The following is a 15,362-nucleotide window of genomic DNA, read 5'->3' as shown; positions in this document are numbered from 1 at the left end:
CGCCGTCTCACGCGCGATCGGGCCCGGATCGCGTCGCCGGCTCGCCGAGCCCGACCGTACGGTGCCCTCGTTGTAGGACGTTCACCGGACACCGGCGCGCCCTCTGCCTTCCTAGAGTGGTGATCAGTCGTGGCGAGCCCGGGGGGATCCCTGCGACGCGGGGGCGGTGTCGATGACGACCGCGCCGCCTGGCGATGACGCCGTTCCAGGCGAGTCGTCCGCGCCGCCTGGCGATGACGCCGTTCCAGGCGAGTCGTCCGCGCTCTGGCCGTCCGCCCCCACGGGCAGGCCTCTCCGTCCGCTCGCGTCGGCTGTCCACGATGACAAGGAGAGCCTGATGGGACTGGAAATCAAGATCTTGGGGCCGTGGGAGACCACGGCGGACGATGAGCCGGTGCGACTGACCGGTGAGCGGCGAGTCGGGGTCCTGACCAGGCTGGCGCTGAGCGCCGGGCAGCCGGTCTCCGCGGACGAACTCCTCGCCCAGGTGTGGGGCCAGGGCACGGCGACGACGGCGGGCAAGCAACTGCACATCGTGGTCTCGAAGCTGCGCGGCCTGCTCTCGCCGTACCAGGACGACGACGTCATCGCGACCGTCTCCGGCGGCTACCAGCTGAACCTCGCGTGCGAGCGCGTCGACGCCCACCTGTTCTCGCTCCTGGGCCGTCAGGCCCGTGCCGCACGGGCGCACGGTGAGATCACCAAGGCCGACGTGCTGTTCCGACGGGCCTTGGCGTTGTGGCGAGGTGACGCGCTGGCCGGCCTGACCGCCTCATGGGCCCAGGTCGAGTCCGCCCGGCTGGAAGAGGAGCGCCTGGCCACGCTGGAGGACCACATCGACCTGCGCCTGGCAGCCGGCGATCACCACGCGGCGGTGCCGGTGCTCACCGCCCACGTCGAGGCCCACCCGCTGCGGGAGAGATCCCGCGCCCAGCTGATGCTGGCGCTGTATCGGGCCGCCCGGACGTCCGAAGCCCTCGCGGTGTACCAGGAGACGCGCCGGGTCATGGTCGATGAGCTGGGCATCGAACCGGGAGCGGCGTTGCGCCGGCTGCGGCAGGCGGTGCTCCGGCGCGATCCCGCGCTCGACCTCACCTCTCCCGCGCAGCGGGCCACGGTCGTCGAGCCTGCCGTTCCGGTCGAACTCCCCGCCGACACCCGGTTCTTCACCGCCCGTGCCACGGAATCCGCCTGGCTGCACCGGACGCTCACCGACATCGTGCCCGGCTCGCCGGCCGTCGCCGCGATCAACGGTCCCGGCGGGGTCGGCAAGTCCGCGCTGGCCGTTCACGCCGCGCACACCATCGCCGATCGCTTCGCCGACGGCGTGCTCCATGTCGACCTGCGCGCCGCCACCGCCGGGCTTCAGCCGTTGTCGCCGTACGAGGCCCTGAGCCGGTTGCTGCGCTCGCTCGGGCTTGACCGCGCCGCCCTGCCGGCCACCCTGGACGAGGCCGCCGCCCGCTACCGATCCCTTACCTCGACGCGCAAACTCCTCGTCATCCTCGACGACGCGCTCGACGCGAGCCAGGTCCGGCCGCTCATCCCCGCCGGGCCCTCGTGCGCGGTCATCGTCACCAGCCGCCAGATCCTGGCCTCGCTCGACAGCACGAGCCATCTGCGCCTGACCGGGCTCGACCCCGCCGACGCCGCCGCGCTGTTCGCCCGCATCGTGGATGCCGGCCGGGTCCGTGCCGAACCGGACGCGGCGCAGCGGATCGCCCGGCAGTGCGGCGGTCTTCCTCTCGCGCTGCGCATCGCGGCGGCGCGCCTGGCCGCGCAGCCCGACCGGACGCTGACCCAGCTGGCCGATCAGCTCGCCGACCCCAGCAGCCGCCTTGACGCGCTCGAACATGCCGACCTGGCGATCCGCGACAGTATCGCGGTCAGCCTGCAGCACCTTCCAGGGCGACCTGTGGGCCGCGACGCCGCCCACACGTTCCTCCTGCTCGGCTCGATGGAGACCGCCACTCACACGGTGCCTGCCACGTCCGCCCTCACCGACTGGCCGGAACATCGCGCCGAGACCGCACTCCATCACCTCCTGGACGCCCGCCTCCTCGAACCCGCCGGGCCCGGCCGCTATCGGATGCACGACCTGATCCGCCTCTATGCCCGCGAGCAGGCCGCTCTCCATCTGCCCGAACCCGTGCGCGTCACGGCCTCACCGCCGCGATTCGACCGAGCCTGAACGGCGGCCGCCTGATCTCAGCCGCGGCGGTAGGTGACGATCGACTCGGAGTCGCCGTCCACGATCGAGGTCGCCAGCCACAGCTGAGAGGTGCCCGGGATGCGCTCGATCACCGCCCGGGTCACCTCGCCGGGCGACGGCGAGCGCTCGCGCGTCCACGTCCGGCCGTCCCAGTGCAGCAGCACGACAGAGCGCGGAGTGGTTCCGATGCGCAGGCTCGCGATCCACACGTCGCGGGGGCCGAAGGCCGTCACGCTGGTCAGCCCGCCTCGCCAGTCCGGCGGCAGCTCGACCCGCTTCCAGGAGACGCCGTTCCACCGCAGGATGAGGGGGCTCTCCCCGGCATGTCCCACCGCCCACACATCGGACGGGCTGTTCTGCCAGACGGCGCCCAGCGTGCCGCCACCCGGCACCACGGGCATCTCGGCCTCCTCGAACCCGCGGGCCGAGCCGTGCCAGACCATCGGCTGCCCCCTGCGCTCTCCGGCGATCCAGGTGTGCCCCGCGCCCGCGCTCACCGCGCGCAGCTCGGCGGCCGGCCGGCTGACGACGAGCTTCCGGACGAAGCGGGCGCCGTTCCCCTGCACCGCCTGCGAGGACGAGATGAGGACGACGCGACCGCCGTCCACCGCGACGTCCCGCGCCTTCAACGGCGACCGATGGCGTCGCCAGGAGCGGCCGTCCCACTGCAGGGCGACGGGCTTGTCGTAGGCGCCGCCGCCCACCGCCCAGGCGTTGGCCGGCCCGTCGGCGTCGACCGCCGACAAGCTGCCGCTATGGCCCGCCGGCGATCGCCGCCAGCGGGCGCCGTCCCAGTGGCGCAGGGTCATCTCCACGCCGTCCTCCCAGCCCTGGTAGCCGGCGGCCCAGGCGCGGTCCGGGGAGGCGGCGCTCACGTCGTACAGGCCTCGCTCCCAGTTGTGGTCGTCGGGCAGGCCGGGGACGAGCTTCCACCGCGCCGACAGCGGGACCTTCTCGTCGGCCGGCGTCGGCGCGGACGCGAGCTCGGCGGCAGGCTCGGAGACGGAAGCGAGCGCGGAGGCGGAGGCGAGCGCGGAGGCGGGCGGCGGCTCGGATCTGGCCGCCGACGTGGGCCCGGCGGCGCAGCCCTGGACGACCAGGCAGGCCACGACGGCCAGTAACCGTGTTCTCATCGACGCCTCCGCGACGGACTGTACAGCGCGCCTGCGAGACCGATGCCCCCGCCGATGGCCCGCGACCTGTCCGGCCCGATCCTGGCGTACACCGTCACCGACCTGCGCATCCTCATCTGACCCCCTCAGGCCCGGGTGTAGGCGCCGTCCGTGACGGCACCTACAGCGCCGGTGCGAGTCTCGATGCGCGAGAGCCGCACCGGCGCGGAGCCGGCTGTGCTGATCAGCCCATGCAGTCCTGGTTCACGCGGATCAGGGCCAGCTCCACGATCTTGCCCTTCGCCGAGGCGCCGAAGAGGTAGCGGGCCTTGGGGTTGCCGGGCACCACGACGGACGACATTCCGCTCTCCGACGTCCGCATCGCCGGGTAGGCCTTCTTGGCCTGCCGCATCGTGGAGCCGAGGCCGATGCCCTTGGCAGTCTTGACCCCCTTCGCGGCGAAAATCGCGGCCACTCCGAGCTTCTTGGAGATGTACAGCCCCACGCTGTCACGGCCGGTGGGGTGGGCCTTGAGGTCCCAGCCGGAGCACGCGCCGTCACCGGCGCGGCTCTTGAGCACGACCGCGCCGGTCGCTGCGGCCTGCTTCGCGCTCATCCCGAGCCGGACCTTGCCATAGCCGTGCGGACCCAGCGTCGGTGCGGCGAGCGCAGGCGTCCCGGTGAGCACGAGCGCCCCAGCCGCGACGACCGCTACGAGAACTTTCTTCATGGCGACCTCCTTTAGTGAACCGTCCTCAGCTTGGACGCGCCCTCCCGGCCGGAAGTTCGCCGCTTCAGCGCGCGAATCAGGGGAAGTGCGCACAGCCGGATGCCGAGAATGCATTGAGCCGAAAGAGTCCACCCGCTTGTTCGACATATGATCTTTTATCTGATATCTGCCTGATTGTCGGAAAGGCCTCCATGACCCATCCCCTCAGTCGGCGGTCCGCCCTGCTGGGCGCCGCAGCCGTGGCCGGCCTAGCGCTACGGGACACACCGGCCGAGGCGGTCGGTACCGCCGCGTTCGACGCCGCGCGTGAGCGGTGGGTGAGCCTCCTGGCCGGTGGGTCGTACAACTCCGCCTACACCGCCAAGACGCAGGCGGTCGAGGGCTCGGCCAACGCGGTGCTGCGCAAGATGAAGCCCACCTCCGGCCGCCCGAGCCTGTGGCCGGACCTGCCGCTGGAGGACCCCCGGACGGGCAATTTCAACCGTGCCTACAACCGCATGCGCACACTGGCGTTGGGCTGGGCCACACCGGGCACCGCCATGCACCGGGACGGGCAGGTCGCCGAGACCGCGGTCAGGGCGCTGGACTTCCTGCACGAGCACGCCTACCACGAAAGGCTCGATCGGCGCGGCAGCAACTGGTACTGGTGGGAGATCGGCGTCCCCCGCGCGCTGACCGACACCTGCGCCCTGCTGTACGACGGCCTGCCGAAGGACCACCTCCAGCGCTGGCTGCGCCCGTTGCGCCGCTGGTGCCCCGACCCGGAGCGCCGCGTCAGCCACCCCGGCGTCGTCGAGACCGGCGCCAACCGGGCGGGCAAGGCCATGGCGGTGGCGATGCGCGGATTGCTCACCCACGACGCACGCCTGGTCAAGCGGGCCAGGGACGCGGTCTCCGACCTGCTGCGGCCGACCAGGGGCCCAGGCGACGGCTTCTACCGTGACGGCTCGTTCATCCAGCACGACGTTTACCCCTACACCGGCAGCTACGGCGTGGACTACCTGGAGAGCGTGGCCAAGCTGATCGCCATGCTCACGCGGTCACCGTGGGAGATCACCGGAATCGGGAACATCTACGACATCGTGGATCGCTCGTTCACGCCGTTCATCGTCGACGGGCTCATGATGGACTGCGTACGCGGCCGGCAGATCTCGGTGCAGGGCCACCGTGACTACCACTCGGGGCAGAAGGCGGTCGAGGCCATCCTCACGTTGCTGGAAGCGGCGCCCGAGCGCTATGCCCAGCGCTGGCGGCCGCTGGTGAAGGGCTGGCTCACGCGCAACCAGGCCATCCCCTACGACACGCTCGCGCCACTGGCGAGCATCGCACGGGCCAAGGTCCTGCTGGAGGACCCGTCGGTGCCGGTCGGCCCGCCCATGACGGGCACGTACGTCTTCGCAGACATGGACCGGGTCGTGCACCGCCGTCCCACCTGGGCGTACGCGATCGCGATGAGCTCGGAGCGCATCGGCGCGGCCGAGGCCATGAACCGGGAAAACCTACACGGTTGGTACACAGGCGACGGCATGACCTACCTCTACACCGGCGACCACACCCACTGGAACGACGACCTGTGGCCCACGATCGACCCGTACCGGCTGCCGGGCACGACCGTCGACACCCGCAGACGCGCCGATCTCCGGCACGGCAAGCGTCGCCTGCCGCCCACCCCGTGGGCGGGCGGCGTCGCACTCGACGGCGAGTACGGCGTGGCCGCCATGAAGCTGATCGCCGACGGCTCCTCGCTGCGGGCCAAGAAGGCGTGGTTCCTCCTCGACGACGCGGTGATCGCCCTCGGCACCGGCATCGGCGCCTCCGACGGCCGCCGCATCGAGACCATCGTGGAGAACCGCAACACCCACGACCGGCATCCGCCCATGGCCTGGGGCGACGGCTGGCTCCACCTGTCGGGTGTGGCCGGCTACGCGCTGCTCGACGGCGTCGACGCGAAGGTGATCCGCAAGAAGCGCACCGGCCGCTGGCAGGACATCGACAAGGGCGCCACCACCGGAGGCGACGACACCCCCGTCACCAGGTTCTACACGACGATCCTCATCGACCACGGCGTCGATCCGCGTAAGGAACGCTACGCCTACGCCGTACTGCCCGACGCCTCCATCGCGCAGACCGTGGCCTACGGGGGGAGGGTCGAGATTCTCGCCAACTCCGGAGCGGTGCAGGCCATCTCCCGCGACAACGTGCTCGCCGCCGTCTTCTGGCGCGCGGGAACCGTCGACACCGCGGACGGGCCGCTCGCCGCCGACGGCCCGTGCACGCTCATGATCCGCCGCGATGACAGGCGAGTACGGCTCGCGGTCTCCGACCCGTCCAGGGCCGCCGACGAGGTGAAGATCACGCTGCCCTGGCCGGTGAAATCGGTCAAGGAAAGCGACCGTAGCGTGCGTAAGGCCAAGAGCTCGGTCAAGGTGGAGGTCGGTGGCAGCCGCGGGCACGCGCACACCGCGCTGGTGTACGTCTGAGAACCCGCCGGCCCCGATCGCGATGTAGCCGCTCAGCAGGGAAGATGAGTCAGGCCCTGCCCGCGCTGCGGATCCGGGATCGGTCGGTGGTCCCGCTCACCCGCTGCCGATGAGTTCGGTGGTCGGCGGGATGCCTGCGGAGGTGGAAGAGGGGCCGCCACGACATCGCCGTGGCGGCCCCGTTCGACGAGGCGCTAGCCGGCGACCTGCACGCTGGTGAAGTCGTAGTCGCCGAGCACCGGCACCTGCCAGCCGGTCACGCCCTTGCGGAACGCGGCCACGTAGTTCATGTTGCAGATCGGGATCACCGGCGGGCCGTCCTTGATCACCGTGTTGAAGGCCTCCCGCATCGCGGCCCCGCGCTCGGTGTCGTCCGCGCTGGCCCGCACCTTCGCCAGCAGTTCCTTACCGCCCGGCAGCTCGTAGCCGCCGGAGTTGTACGACCCGCCCGGCAGGTAGAAGTCGGCGATGAACTGACTCGGGTCCGGGCGCCCGGCCTGGATCCCGGAGACGACGGAGGTGTACTTGCCGGTCCGGCGCGCGTTGATCATCTGCTGGAACTCGTAGACCTTGACCGACGCGTTGATCCCGACCTGCTTCACCTGGGCCTGCACCACCTGCGCCAACGTCTGGTAAGAGGTGGTGGTGCCGGACGCGATCTCCATGTCGAAGCCGTTGGGGTAGCCGGCCTCGGCCAGGAGCTGTTTGGCCTTCGCCACGTCGTAGTAGGGCTTGGTGTCCTTCAGGTCGGGCGTGGCCGCCCAGTGGCTCTGCGGGAACGGCTGCACCGTGGGGACGCAGGTGCCGCCTTCCAGGTTGGTGTTGATCGCCTCACGGTCGATCGCGTACAGCAGCGCTTCCCGGACCTTGGGGTTGGACAGGGCCTTGTCCTTGGTGTTCAGCAGGAGGCCCATGAACCGTGTGTTCGGTCCGCTGACGATCGAGAGACCGGCCGCCTCGGCCTCCTTGATCTGCTCGCCGGTGATGCTGCTGCCGTCGACCTGCCCCGACTTCACCGACCGCAGCCGGGTCGATTCGTCGTTGAAGACGAGCATCTCCATGCCGCCGATGCCGACCGCCTGGACGTTCCAGTAGCCGTCGAACTTCGTGAAGCTGACCTTGCCCTGCTGCAGGCCGGTGACCGTGAACGGGCCGGTGCCGACCGGCTTGGTGGCGAGGTCGGGGGCGTCCAGCGCCTTCGGCGAGACCGCGATGCCCGCCTCACCGGCCAGCGCGTTGAGCATGTACCCGGCGGGCTCCTTGAAGGTCAGCTTCAGCTCCAGCGGCCCGGTCACCTCGACCTTGTCCAGGATCGCCAACTGCCCGACCAGGGTGCCGCTCTTCTTGAACGCCTCGATGGACGTCTTGGCCGCCTCGGCGTCGTACGCCTCACCGTCGTGGAACTTCACCCCGTCGCGCAGGGTGAAGGTGAGCACCTTGTTGTCGTCGCTGAACTCCCACTTGGTGGCGAGGCCCGGGCCGAGTTCACCGGCCGGGGTCCGGTTGATCAGGCTCTCGTAGACCGCGTCCAGGAAGATCGGGTCCAGCGGCGCCGACTTGCGGGGGTCGAAGGAGGTGGGCATGCCCGGCACCGCCCAGGTGAAGACGGCGTCGCTCGCAGGCGCCGCCGAGCTTCGCGTGGACGTGCCTGTGCCGGCACCACAGCCGGCGAGGACGAGACCTGTGGCGAGAGCGAGGACCCCGACGGATTTGACCGATGCTCGTTTCACGGCGTTCTCTCCGTACTTCAGATGCGAATGGGCTCGATTGGTCGATGCGTCACGGCGTTGTCCGCGGACGGTGCCGCGTCCGCGCTCATCGGCACCACCGAACGGCTGTCGAACAGGGAGAGTCCTGTTGTGCGTTGGGAATCAAGCGCTGGTTGTCCAATTATCGGACAAAGCGTTTGATAGTTGTTGCACATGCTCTACTGCGGGTAACGTGGCGTCAAGGGCCACCCCGCGTAAATCCCGAGCCCTACGACGGCCGCGGTAGGCGGTCCGTGCGGGGATCTTCATGGTCCGGCTACCGGCGTCGACGGCACCCCCGGGGTGGTCGTGGCGTGCGCGAAACGGTCGTCGCCTCGTGGTGCGCCTCCCTGGACCAGCGCTTTTCTGGGCGCTGTGCGAGTTCGCCGCGGTCATCCATCGGCCGGTGGCTGCGACTCGGGGGTTCCGTCATAGCGGGTGTAGGTGGCGGCCATCGTTCCCGACGGATCCAGCCTGGCCAGGATGGCGTCGCTGATGGCGGCCAGCTGCTCGACCTGCTCGCCGGTGAGAGCGTCGATGACATGGTGGTGGACGGTCGCCACGTGACCCGGTGCGGTCCGCCGTACCTTTTCCCAGCCGTCGTCCGTGAGCCGGACATTGGTCGCGCGGCGGTTCTCCGGGCAGGAGAGGCGCTCCACCAGGCCCCGTCCCTGCAGGCGCGTCACCACGTGGGAGAGTCGAGGCAGCGTGGCGTTGGTCTGCCAGGACAGCTCGGTCATGCGCAGCGTCCGGCCGGGCGTCTCGGAGAGCGTCGCCATCACGTAGTACTCGAACTCCGTCATGTCGGCGTCGTGGCGCAGCTGGGCATCGAGCACGCCCGGGAGAAGCGCGAGCACCGCGCGGAGGCGGATCCAGGCGCGTAGCTGCGGCGGGTCGAGCCAGGGAGTATCCACGGTCACGTCCTCATCGGGAATGGTTGTCGCGACAAGTTTGCTGTGCACAGTATTACTTGTCGCGACAACCAATCTTCCCCTACGCAAGCAGCACCGCCGTCATGGCACACCGAAGCATCACCGGCACCAAGGAGCCAGCATGACCTCGCCTGACGCCTCGCCGACCGCCGTCGCCGACGCCCGCATCCCGGCCGCGCACCCCTTCGCCGCGCACCTGCGGCGGACCGCCGCTCTCGAGGTCGCCGACCCGCACCGGTCGTGGACGCCACAGGACGGGCCGCTGCCCAGCCTCTACCTGTCCCATGGCGGCGGCCCCCTGCCCTTCCAGAGCCCCGAATGGCTCACCCCGCTGCACGACTGGGCCCGCGCCCTGCCCAAGCCGAAGGCGATCCTGGTCGTCTCCGCGCACTGGGAGTCCGCGCCGCTGTCGGTGAGCGCCGATCGGCCCGACGAGCTGGTGTACGACTTCGGTGGCTTCGACCCGCTCTACCACACCTTCCGTTACGACACCCCTGACGCCGGTGAGCTGGCGCGGCAGGTGGTGGGGCTCATGCCGGACTCCGAGCACGTGCACCGGCACGCCGGCCGTGGCCTCGATCACGGCGCCTGGGTGCCCCTGAAGATCATGTACCCGGCGGCCGACGTTCCGGTGCTGCAGCTGAGCCTGCCCACCGAGGATCCCGACCGGCTGCTGGCCATCGGCGAGCGGTTGCGGCCGCTGCGGGCGGCCGGCGTGCTGGTGGTGGGGTCCGGTCACATGACCCACGGCCTGCCGTTCCTGACCAGGGAGATGTTCGAGGAGAACAAGGTGCCCGGCTGGTCGGCCGACTTCGACGCCTGGGCCGCCGACGCGCTGGCCCGCGGCGACGTGGCCGAGCTCGCCCGCTTCCGCACCGCCGCCCCGGGGATGCCCTACGCGCATCCGACCGTGGAACACTTCACCCCGCTGTTCGTGACGCTCGGCGCGGCCACCGACCCCACCGCGCCGGTGCTGACCACGCTCGACGGCTACGGCGTTGGTCTCTCCCGGCGTTCCTTCCAGGCGGCTTGAGCACGAACCCCGTCCGGCCGGACGGGGTTCGACACGAGGAGAGGTCGCCCGTACCGCTTCGTGATCAAGGAGATCCGGGAGCCGATGGCGTTTCTGGCGCGGTACGGGTGGACGCGGCGAGGTCGAGGGCGATGTCGGTGATCATGTCTTCCTGGCCGCCGACCATGCCGCGCCGGCCGACCTCGACGAGGATCGCGCGGGTGTCCAGGCCGTAGCGCGTCGCGGCGGCCTCGGCGTGACGGAGGAAGCTCGAGTAAACGCCCGCGTAGCCGAGGCTCAGGGTCTCGCGGTCGACCCGGACCTCGCGGTCCCGCAGCGGGCGCACGAGGTCGTCGGCGGCGTCCATCAGGGGGAACAACTCGCAGCCGTGGTCCCAGCCCATCAGGTCGGCCACGGCGATGAAGGCCTCAAGGGGGCAGTTGCCGGCTCCGGCACCCTGCCCGGCCAGGGAGGCGTCGACCCGGACCACGCCGTTCTCCACCGCGACCACGCTGTTGGCGACGCCCAGCCCGAGGTTGTGGTGGGCGTGGATGCCGATCTGGGTCTCCGGTCGCAGGACGTCCCGGTAGGCGCGGATCCGGTCACGAACGCCGTCCATGGTGAGCCGTCCGCCGGAGTCGGTCACGTAGACGCATCGGGCGCCGTAGGACTCCATGAGCTTGGCCTGTCCGGCGAGTTCGGCCGGCTCGGCCAGGTGGGACATCATCAGGAACCCGGCGACGTCCATGCCCAGCTCGCGTGCCGCGCCGATGTGCTGTGCGGAGATGTCGGCCTCGGTGCAGTGCGTGGCGACGCGGACCGAGCGGATGCCGAGCCGGTGCGCCTCCCGCAGATCGCGTAGCGTGCCGATGCCGGGCAGGAGCAGGGTGGTCGGGATGGCGCGCCGGGTGACGTCGCAGACCGCCTCGATCCACTCCCAGTCGGTGTGCGCGCCGACCCCGTAGTTGATGCTGGAGCCGGACAGCCCGTCTCCGTGGGCGATCTCGATCGCGGACACCCCTGCCTCGTCCAGCGCACCGGCGATCGACCGCGCTTGCTCGACGGTGTAGCGGTGCCGGATGGCGTGCATGCCGTCCCGCAGGGTGACGTCCTGGACGTACAGATCGGTCATCGGCCGGCCTCCTGGCGGTGGGCGGCGATGCGTTCGGCGGTCCGCAATGCCGCTGAGGTCATGATGTCGAGATTTCCGGCGTACGCGGGCAGGTAGTGGGCGGCCCCTTCGACCTCCAGGAACACCGACACCTTGACCGCGTCGCCGGGTGCGTCCGCCGGGATCAGCCCGTGCAGGGGGTCGTCGACGGCGACGGTTTCGTACTGCACCTTCTGCTTGAGCCGGTAGCCGGGGACATAGGCCTGCACGCGACCGACCATCGACTCGATCGAGTCGGTGATGGACTCGGTGTCGGCGCCGGACACGAGGCAGTGGACGGTGTCGCGCATGATCAGCGGGGGCTCGGCGGGATTGAGGACGATGATGGCCTTGCCGCGCGCGGCGCCGCCGACCTTCTCGATGGCGGATGCCGTGGTCTCGGTGAACTCGTCGATGTTGGCCCGGGTGCCCGGGCCCGCCGAGCGCGAGGAGATCGACGCGATGATCTCGCCGTAGTGCACCGGGGTCACCGCGCCCACCGCGGCCACGATCGGGATGGTGGCCTGCCCGCCGCAGGTGACCATGTTGACGTTGGGGGCGTCGAGGTGTTCATCGAGGTTGACCGGCGGAACGACGTACGGCCCGAGCGCAGCGGGCGTGAGATCGACGACCGTGCGGCCCTGGGCGCGCAGGACCTCGTCGTGACGCCGGTGCGCGCCCGCCGAGGTCGCGTCGAAGACATACTGGACGTCGGCGAACTCGTCCAGCCCCACGAGGCCGTCGACGCCCTCGTGCGTCGTGGCGACCTTGAGCCGACGGGCCCGGGCGAGCCCGTCGGAGCCGGGGTCGATGCCGGCCATGGCGGCGACTTCGAGCCGATCCGACAGGCGCAGAAGCTTGATCATCAGGTCGGTGCCGATGTTGCCCGAGCCGATGATCGCCACTCTGGTACGGCCGCTCATCACGTGTCCCCTTCTGGCGCGAAGCTGATCCGAACGGATCCCAGATCCGAGATCCGGGCGGAGAAGACGTCGCCGGGCGAGGCGGGAACCATCGGGCCCAGCGCCCCGGTCAGGACGATGTCGCCGGCGCGCAGCGGATCCCCCCGGCGCGCGAGCGTCGAGGCGAGCCAGGCCGCGGCGTTGAGCGGGTCGCCGAGGCAGTCGCGGCCGCTGCCTTCCGAGACGAGTTCGCCGCCCCGGTACAGCCGCATCCCGACGTCGGCGGGCTCGAGGTCGTCGATGGGCACCCGGGTGTCGCCGAGGACGAACAGGCCCGATGACGCGTTGTCGGCGACGGTGTCGACGATCGTGATGTCCCAATCGGCGATCCGGCTGTCCACGATCTCCAGGGCGGGGCACACGTACGCCGTCGCCGCGCGCACGTCCGCCGTGGTGCAGTCGGGACTGGTCAGGTCGGTGCCCAGAATGAGGGCGATCTCCGCTTCGACCTTCGGCTGCAGGAGCCGCCCGGCCGGCACCGTTTCCCCGTTGCCCAGGGCCATGTCGGAGAGCAGCGCCCCGAAGTCGGGCTGGTCGACGCCCAGTTGCCGCTGCACGGCTGCCGACGTCAGGCCGATCTTCCGCCCGATGAGGCGGCGCCCCGCGGCGAGCATTCGCTCGGTGTTGAGCCGTTGGACCTCGTAAGCGGCGTCGAGGTCGCCGTCGGCGAAGAGATCGCGGATCGGCGGGCACGGTGTGGCGGTGCCGGCGGCGGCCGCGAGCAGCTCCGCGGCCTTCTGGACGTCGGTGCTCATCGTGACTCCCCACGAAGGCGGATCGAGGGCATCTGTGGACCTCCGGAGCTGGGACTGTGGCCCCAGGTATAGGCGGGTAGTGCGAGGTATGCCAAAGTCTGTTCCGTGCAGCAGAACAGCCAGGGTGGGAACATGCTCGACAAAGTGGTGCTCATCCTCGATTCCTACCGGCCGGACGGCGGATCGTTCCGGCTGACGGAACTCGCGTCCAGAGCCGGACTGAGCAAGACCACGACCTTCCGGCTCGTCGGTGACCTCGTCCGCCTCGGCCTGCTGGAGCGCGAAGGGGACCGATACCGGCTGGGCGGCACCCTGTTCGAGCTGGGATCGCTGGTGCCCCGCCGCCAGGACCTGCGCGAGGCCGCCCTGCCCTTCCTGCAGGATCTGTTCGAAAGCACCCGTCACACGGTCCACCTCGGCATCCGCGACGATCGCGACGTCGTGTACCTGGAGCGCATCCATGGCCATGACGCCGTGCTCCTGCCGTCCCGGATCGGGGGCAGGCTGCCGCTCACCTGCACGGCGATCGGGAAGGCACTTCTCGCGTTCTCGGCGCCCGAGCTGGCGGACGAGATCCTCGCCGATCCGCTGCCGCGGCTCACCAGGTTCTCGATCACCGACCCGCTGCGCCTGCGAACGGCGCTGGAACAGGCTCAAGTATCCGGGCTCGCCTACGAAGAACAGGAAGCGGCGCTTGGCGCGAGCTGCATCGCCGCACCGGTGTTCGCCGGTGGGACCGCCGTCGCGGCGCTGTCCGTGGCGGTACCTCGCGAGCAGTTCCGGCCGGCTCATCTCGCCCCGGCCGTGCGAACGGCGGCGCTCGGCCTGTCACGGACGCTGCGTCAGCCCGCTGAGCCGAGACGCTGATCAGGCTCTCATCATGGGATAGAACGTTCGGTCTTGACAAGGGTACGGCCAAGGGCCACGATGGAGGTAGAACGTTCTGTCTAATTGAGCGCCACGAAAGGAAAACGCGTCATCATGAGCAAACCGCTTTATATCGGCATTGCCACCTCCACCGGCGACGGCAGGGCGGGAGGGCAGGCGCGAACCGACGACGGCGTGCTCGACATCTCCCTGGCGATCCCGAAAGAGATGGGTGGTCCCGGCGGTGCGACCAACCCGGAGCAGCTGTTCGCGGCGGGATGGGCGTCGTGCTTCCACTCGGCGCTCAAGGCCGTCGCGGCACAGCGGAAAACCCCGATCGCCGACTCCGCGGTCGTCGCCGAGGTGCAGGTGTACTCGACGCCGGAAGGCGGGTTCAGCCTCGGCGCCGCACTGCATGTCGAACTGTCCGGCGTGGAGCAGGCGGTGGCCGACGAGCTCGTCGAAGCGGCCCACGCGATCTGCCCGTACTCCAACGCCACCCGCGGCAACGTTCCGGTGACCGTTGACGCGACCGTCGCCTGATGCCGGTGATCGGGCTGATGTGAACCATCGGCCCGACCGCCGCGACAGGATCATGCGGCGCCGGGACTGACCTATCATGGCCGCATGGTGAGGGATTCCGGCTCCACGCCGACAGCTGCCGGCTTGACCAGCCGTGAGGTCATCCTGAACGTGGCTCGCACCCTCATCGGCGAAAAAGGGTACGACGGCATGGCCATCTCGGACCTGTGCACGCAGTCCGGGCTGCCGCCCAGCTCGATCTACTACCATTTCGGAAACAAGCTCGGCATCCTGGCGGCGCTCCTTGAGCGCACCTTCGAGGAGCTGCACGCCTTGTTCCCCAATCCGTCCTCGTTCGACGACCTGGCGCCGCTCGAGCGGCTTGAGGCGTGGTTCTCGGCGGCGTGCAGCGCCCTCGACCGGCGGCCCGACTATCTTCGCCTTCTGGTCGCCATCAGTGTCGGCCCGCAGAAGGATTCCGAGGCGGTCCGGCAGACCGTGCGTCGCATCCGCGACTACGCCCACGCGTCCTGGGTGGACGCGCTCACCCCGATCTTCGCGCCGGACGGCGGCGAGGACGACAAAGCTCTCGTCGAGCGGCTGGCCGTCCTCGGGCGAGCTTTGACCGACGGCCTTTCGGTGGCCGAGAGCTTCGACGACATGTCCTACAGCTCGCAGGTCCGCCCGTTCGTCTCCATGATCTGTGGCCTGGCGGAGCACCGCGGCATCGTGGGAGAGCCGAAACGCTGAAGGCGGGTCGCCGCTTCGCAGTCCGCATCTTGGCTGTAGCCAACACGTCTCGACATCTATAGAGTGAACGCTACATACAAAGCATGGAGCGCCCAGTACTCGGCGCGCGCCCCGCGCCGGTTCGGGGCTC

General features: G+C 70.1%; 13 protein-coding genes. 6 read left to right on the top strand and 7 right to left on the bottom strand.

Translation table 11 applies throughout. From position 1 onward, the window contains the following. The first annotated feature begins 337 nt into the window (after positions 1-337). A complete protein-coding gene (locus tag ACIBQX_RS36310) occupies positions 338-2,191 on the top strand; it encodes a BTAD domain-containing putative transcriptional regulator (RefSeq protein WP_397012685.1) in 1,854 nt (617 codons plus the stop codon). Between the two features lie 17 nt (positions 2,192-2,208). Here the strand turns inward: ACIBQX_RS36310 and ACIBQX_RS36305 are convergent, their stop codons facing one another. After that, the gene (locus tag ACIBQX_RS36305) at positions 2,209-3,345 is read right to left on the bottom strand and encodes a hypothetical protein (protein WP_397012683.1); all 1,137 of its coding nucleotides are present in this window, start codon (positions 3,343-3,345) and stop codon (positions 2,209-2,211) included. A gap of 223 nt (positions 3,346-3,568) precedes the next feature. Then, on the bottom strand, positions 3,569-4,054 hold the full coding sequence (locus ACIBQX_RS36300) for a hypothetical protein (protein WP_397012681.1): 486 nt from the start codon (positions 4,052-4,054) through the stop codon (positions 3,569-3,571). 191 nt (positions 4,055-4,245) lie between these two features. On the opposite strand from ACIBQX_RS36300, the gene ACIBQX_RS36295 reads away from it, so the two are divergent. Continuing rightward, the gene (locus ACIBQX_RS36295; RefSeq protein ID WP_397012679.1) at positions 4,246-6,534 is read left to right on the top strand and encodes a polysaccharide lyase 8 family protein; all 2,289 of its coding nucleotides are present in this window, start codon (positions 4,246-4,248) and stop codon (positions 6,532-6,534) included. A 194-nt stretch (positions 6,535-6,728) separates the two neighbouring features. Here the strand turns inward: ACIBQX_RS36295 and ACIBQX_RS36290 are convergent, their stop codons facing one another. Then, positions 6,729-8,264 (bottom strand): ABC transporter substrate-binding protein, encoded by a 1,536-nt coding sequence (locus ACIBQX_RS36290; RefSeq protein ID WP_397012677.1) that lies wholly within the window; start codon positions 8,262-8,264, stop codon positions 6,729-6,731. Between the two features lie 410 nt (positions 8,265-8,674). Beyond that, positions 8,675-9,196 carry a MarR family winged helix-turn-helix transcriptional regulator gene (locus tag ACIBQX_RS36285; RefSeq protein ID WP_397012675.1) on the bottom strand — a complete coding sequence of 174 codons (522 nt, stop codon included), beginning with the start codon at positions 9,194-9,196 and terminating at the stop codon, positions 8,675-8,677. Between the two features lie 139 nt (positions 9,197-9,335). Here ACIBQX_RS36285 and ACIBQX_RS36280 point away from each other — a divergent pair, with 139 nt between their 5' ends. Then, the gene (locus ACIBQX_RS36280) at positions 9,336-10,247 is read left to right on the top strand and encodes a dioxygenase (RefSeq protein ID WP_397012673.1); all 912 of its coding nucleotides are present in this window, start codon (positions 9,336-9,338) and stop codon (positions 10,245-10,247) included. A gap of 64 nt (positions 10,248-10,311) precedes the next feature. Here the strand turns inward: ACIBQX_RS36280 and dmpG are convergent, their stop codons facing one another. Genes dmpG through ACIBQX_RS36265 form a run of 3 tightly spaced genes read right to left on the bottom strand, consistent with a single transcriptional unit; the run spans position 10,312 to position 13,093 of the window. Next, complete coding sequence (dmpG, locus tag ACIBQX_RS36275; RefSeq protein WP_397012671.1) at positions 10,312-11,358, bottom strand: 4-hydroxy-2-oxovalerate aldolase; 1,047 nt, start codon at positions 11,356-11,358, stop codon at positions 10,312-10,314. Beyond that, positions 11,355-12,299, bottom strand: a complete 945-nt coding sequence (locus ACIBQX_RS36270; protein WP_397012670.1) for an acetaldehyde dehydrogenase (acetylating) — start codon at positions 12,297-12,299, stop codon at positions 11,355-11,357. The genes dmpG and ACIBQX_RS36270 overlap by 4 nt, the downstream gene beginning before the upstream one ends. Further along, complete coding sequence (locus tag ACIBQX_RS36265) at positions 12,299-13,093, bottom strand: 2-keto-4-pentenoate hydratase (protein WP_397012668.1); 795 nt, start codon at positions 13,091-13,093, stop codon at positions 12,299-12,301. The genes ACIBQX_RS36270 and ACIBQX_RS36265 overlap by 1 nt, the downstream gene beginning before the upstream one ends. Before the next feature lie 132 nt (positions 13,094-13,225). Between ACIBQX_RS36265 and ACIBQX_RS36260 the strand changes: the two genes are divergently transcribed. From ACIBQX_RS36260 to ACIBQX_RS36250, 3 genes are all read left to right on the top strand, one after another. Then, positions 13,226-13,960, top strand: coding sequence for an IclR family transcriptional regulator (locus ACIBQX_RS36260; RefSeq protein WP_397012666.1), 735 nt, complete (start codon positions 13,226-13,228; stop codon positions 13,958-13,960). A 114-nt stretch (positions 13,961-14,074) separates the two neighbouring features. After that, positions 14,075-14,503 (top strand): organic hydroperoxide resistance protein, encoded by a 429-nt coding sequence (locus ACIBQX_RS36255; protein ID WP_397012664.1) that lies wholly within the window; start codon positions 14,075-14,077, stop codon positions 14,501-14,503. Positions 14,504-14,587: 84 nt separating this feature from the next. Then, on the top strand, positions 14,588-15,232 hold the full coding sequence (locus tag ACIBQX_RS36250) for a TetR/AcrR family transcriptional regulator (protein WP_397012662.1): 645 nt from the start codon (positions 14,588-14,590) through the stop codon (positions 15,230-15,232). The last annotated feature ends 130 nt before the right edge of the window (positions 15,233-15,362 follow it).

It is taken from the genome of Nonomuraea sp. NPDC049714 (genome assembly GCF_044465295.1).
In the GTDB taxonomy this organism is placed as follows: domain Bacteria; phylum Actinomycetota; class Actinomycetes; order Streptosporangiales; family Streptosporangiaceae; genus Nonomuraea.
This window is presented reverse-complemented; position numbering and strand designations above follow the sequence as displayed.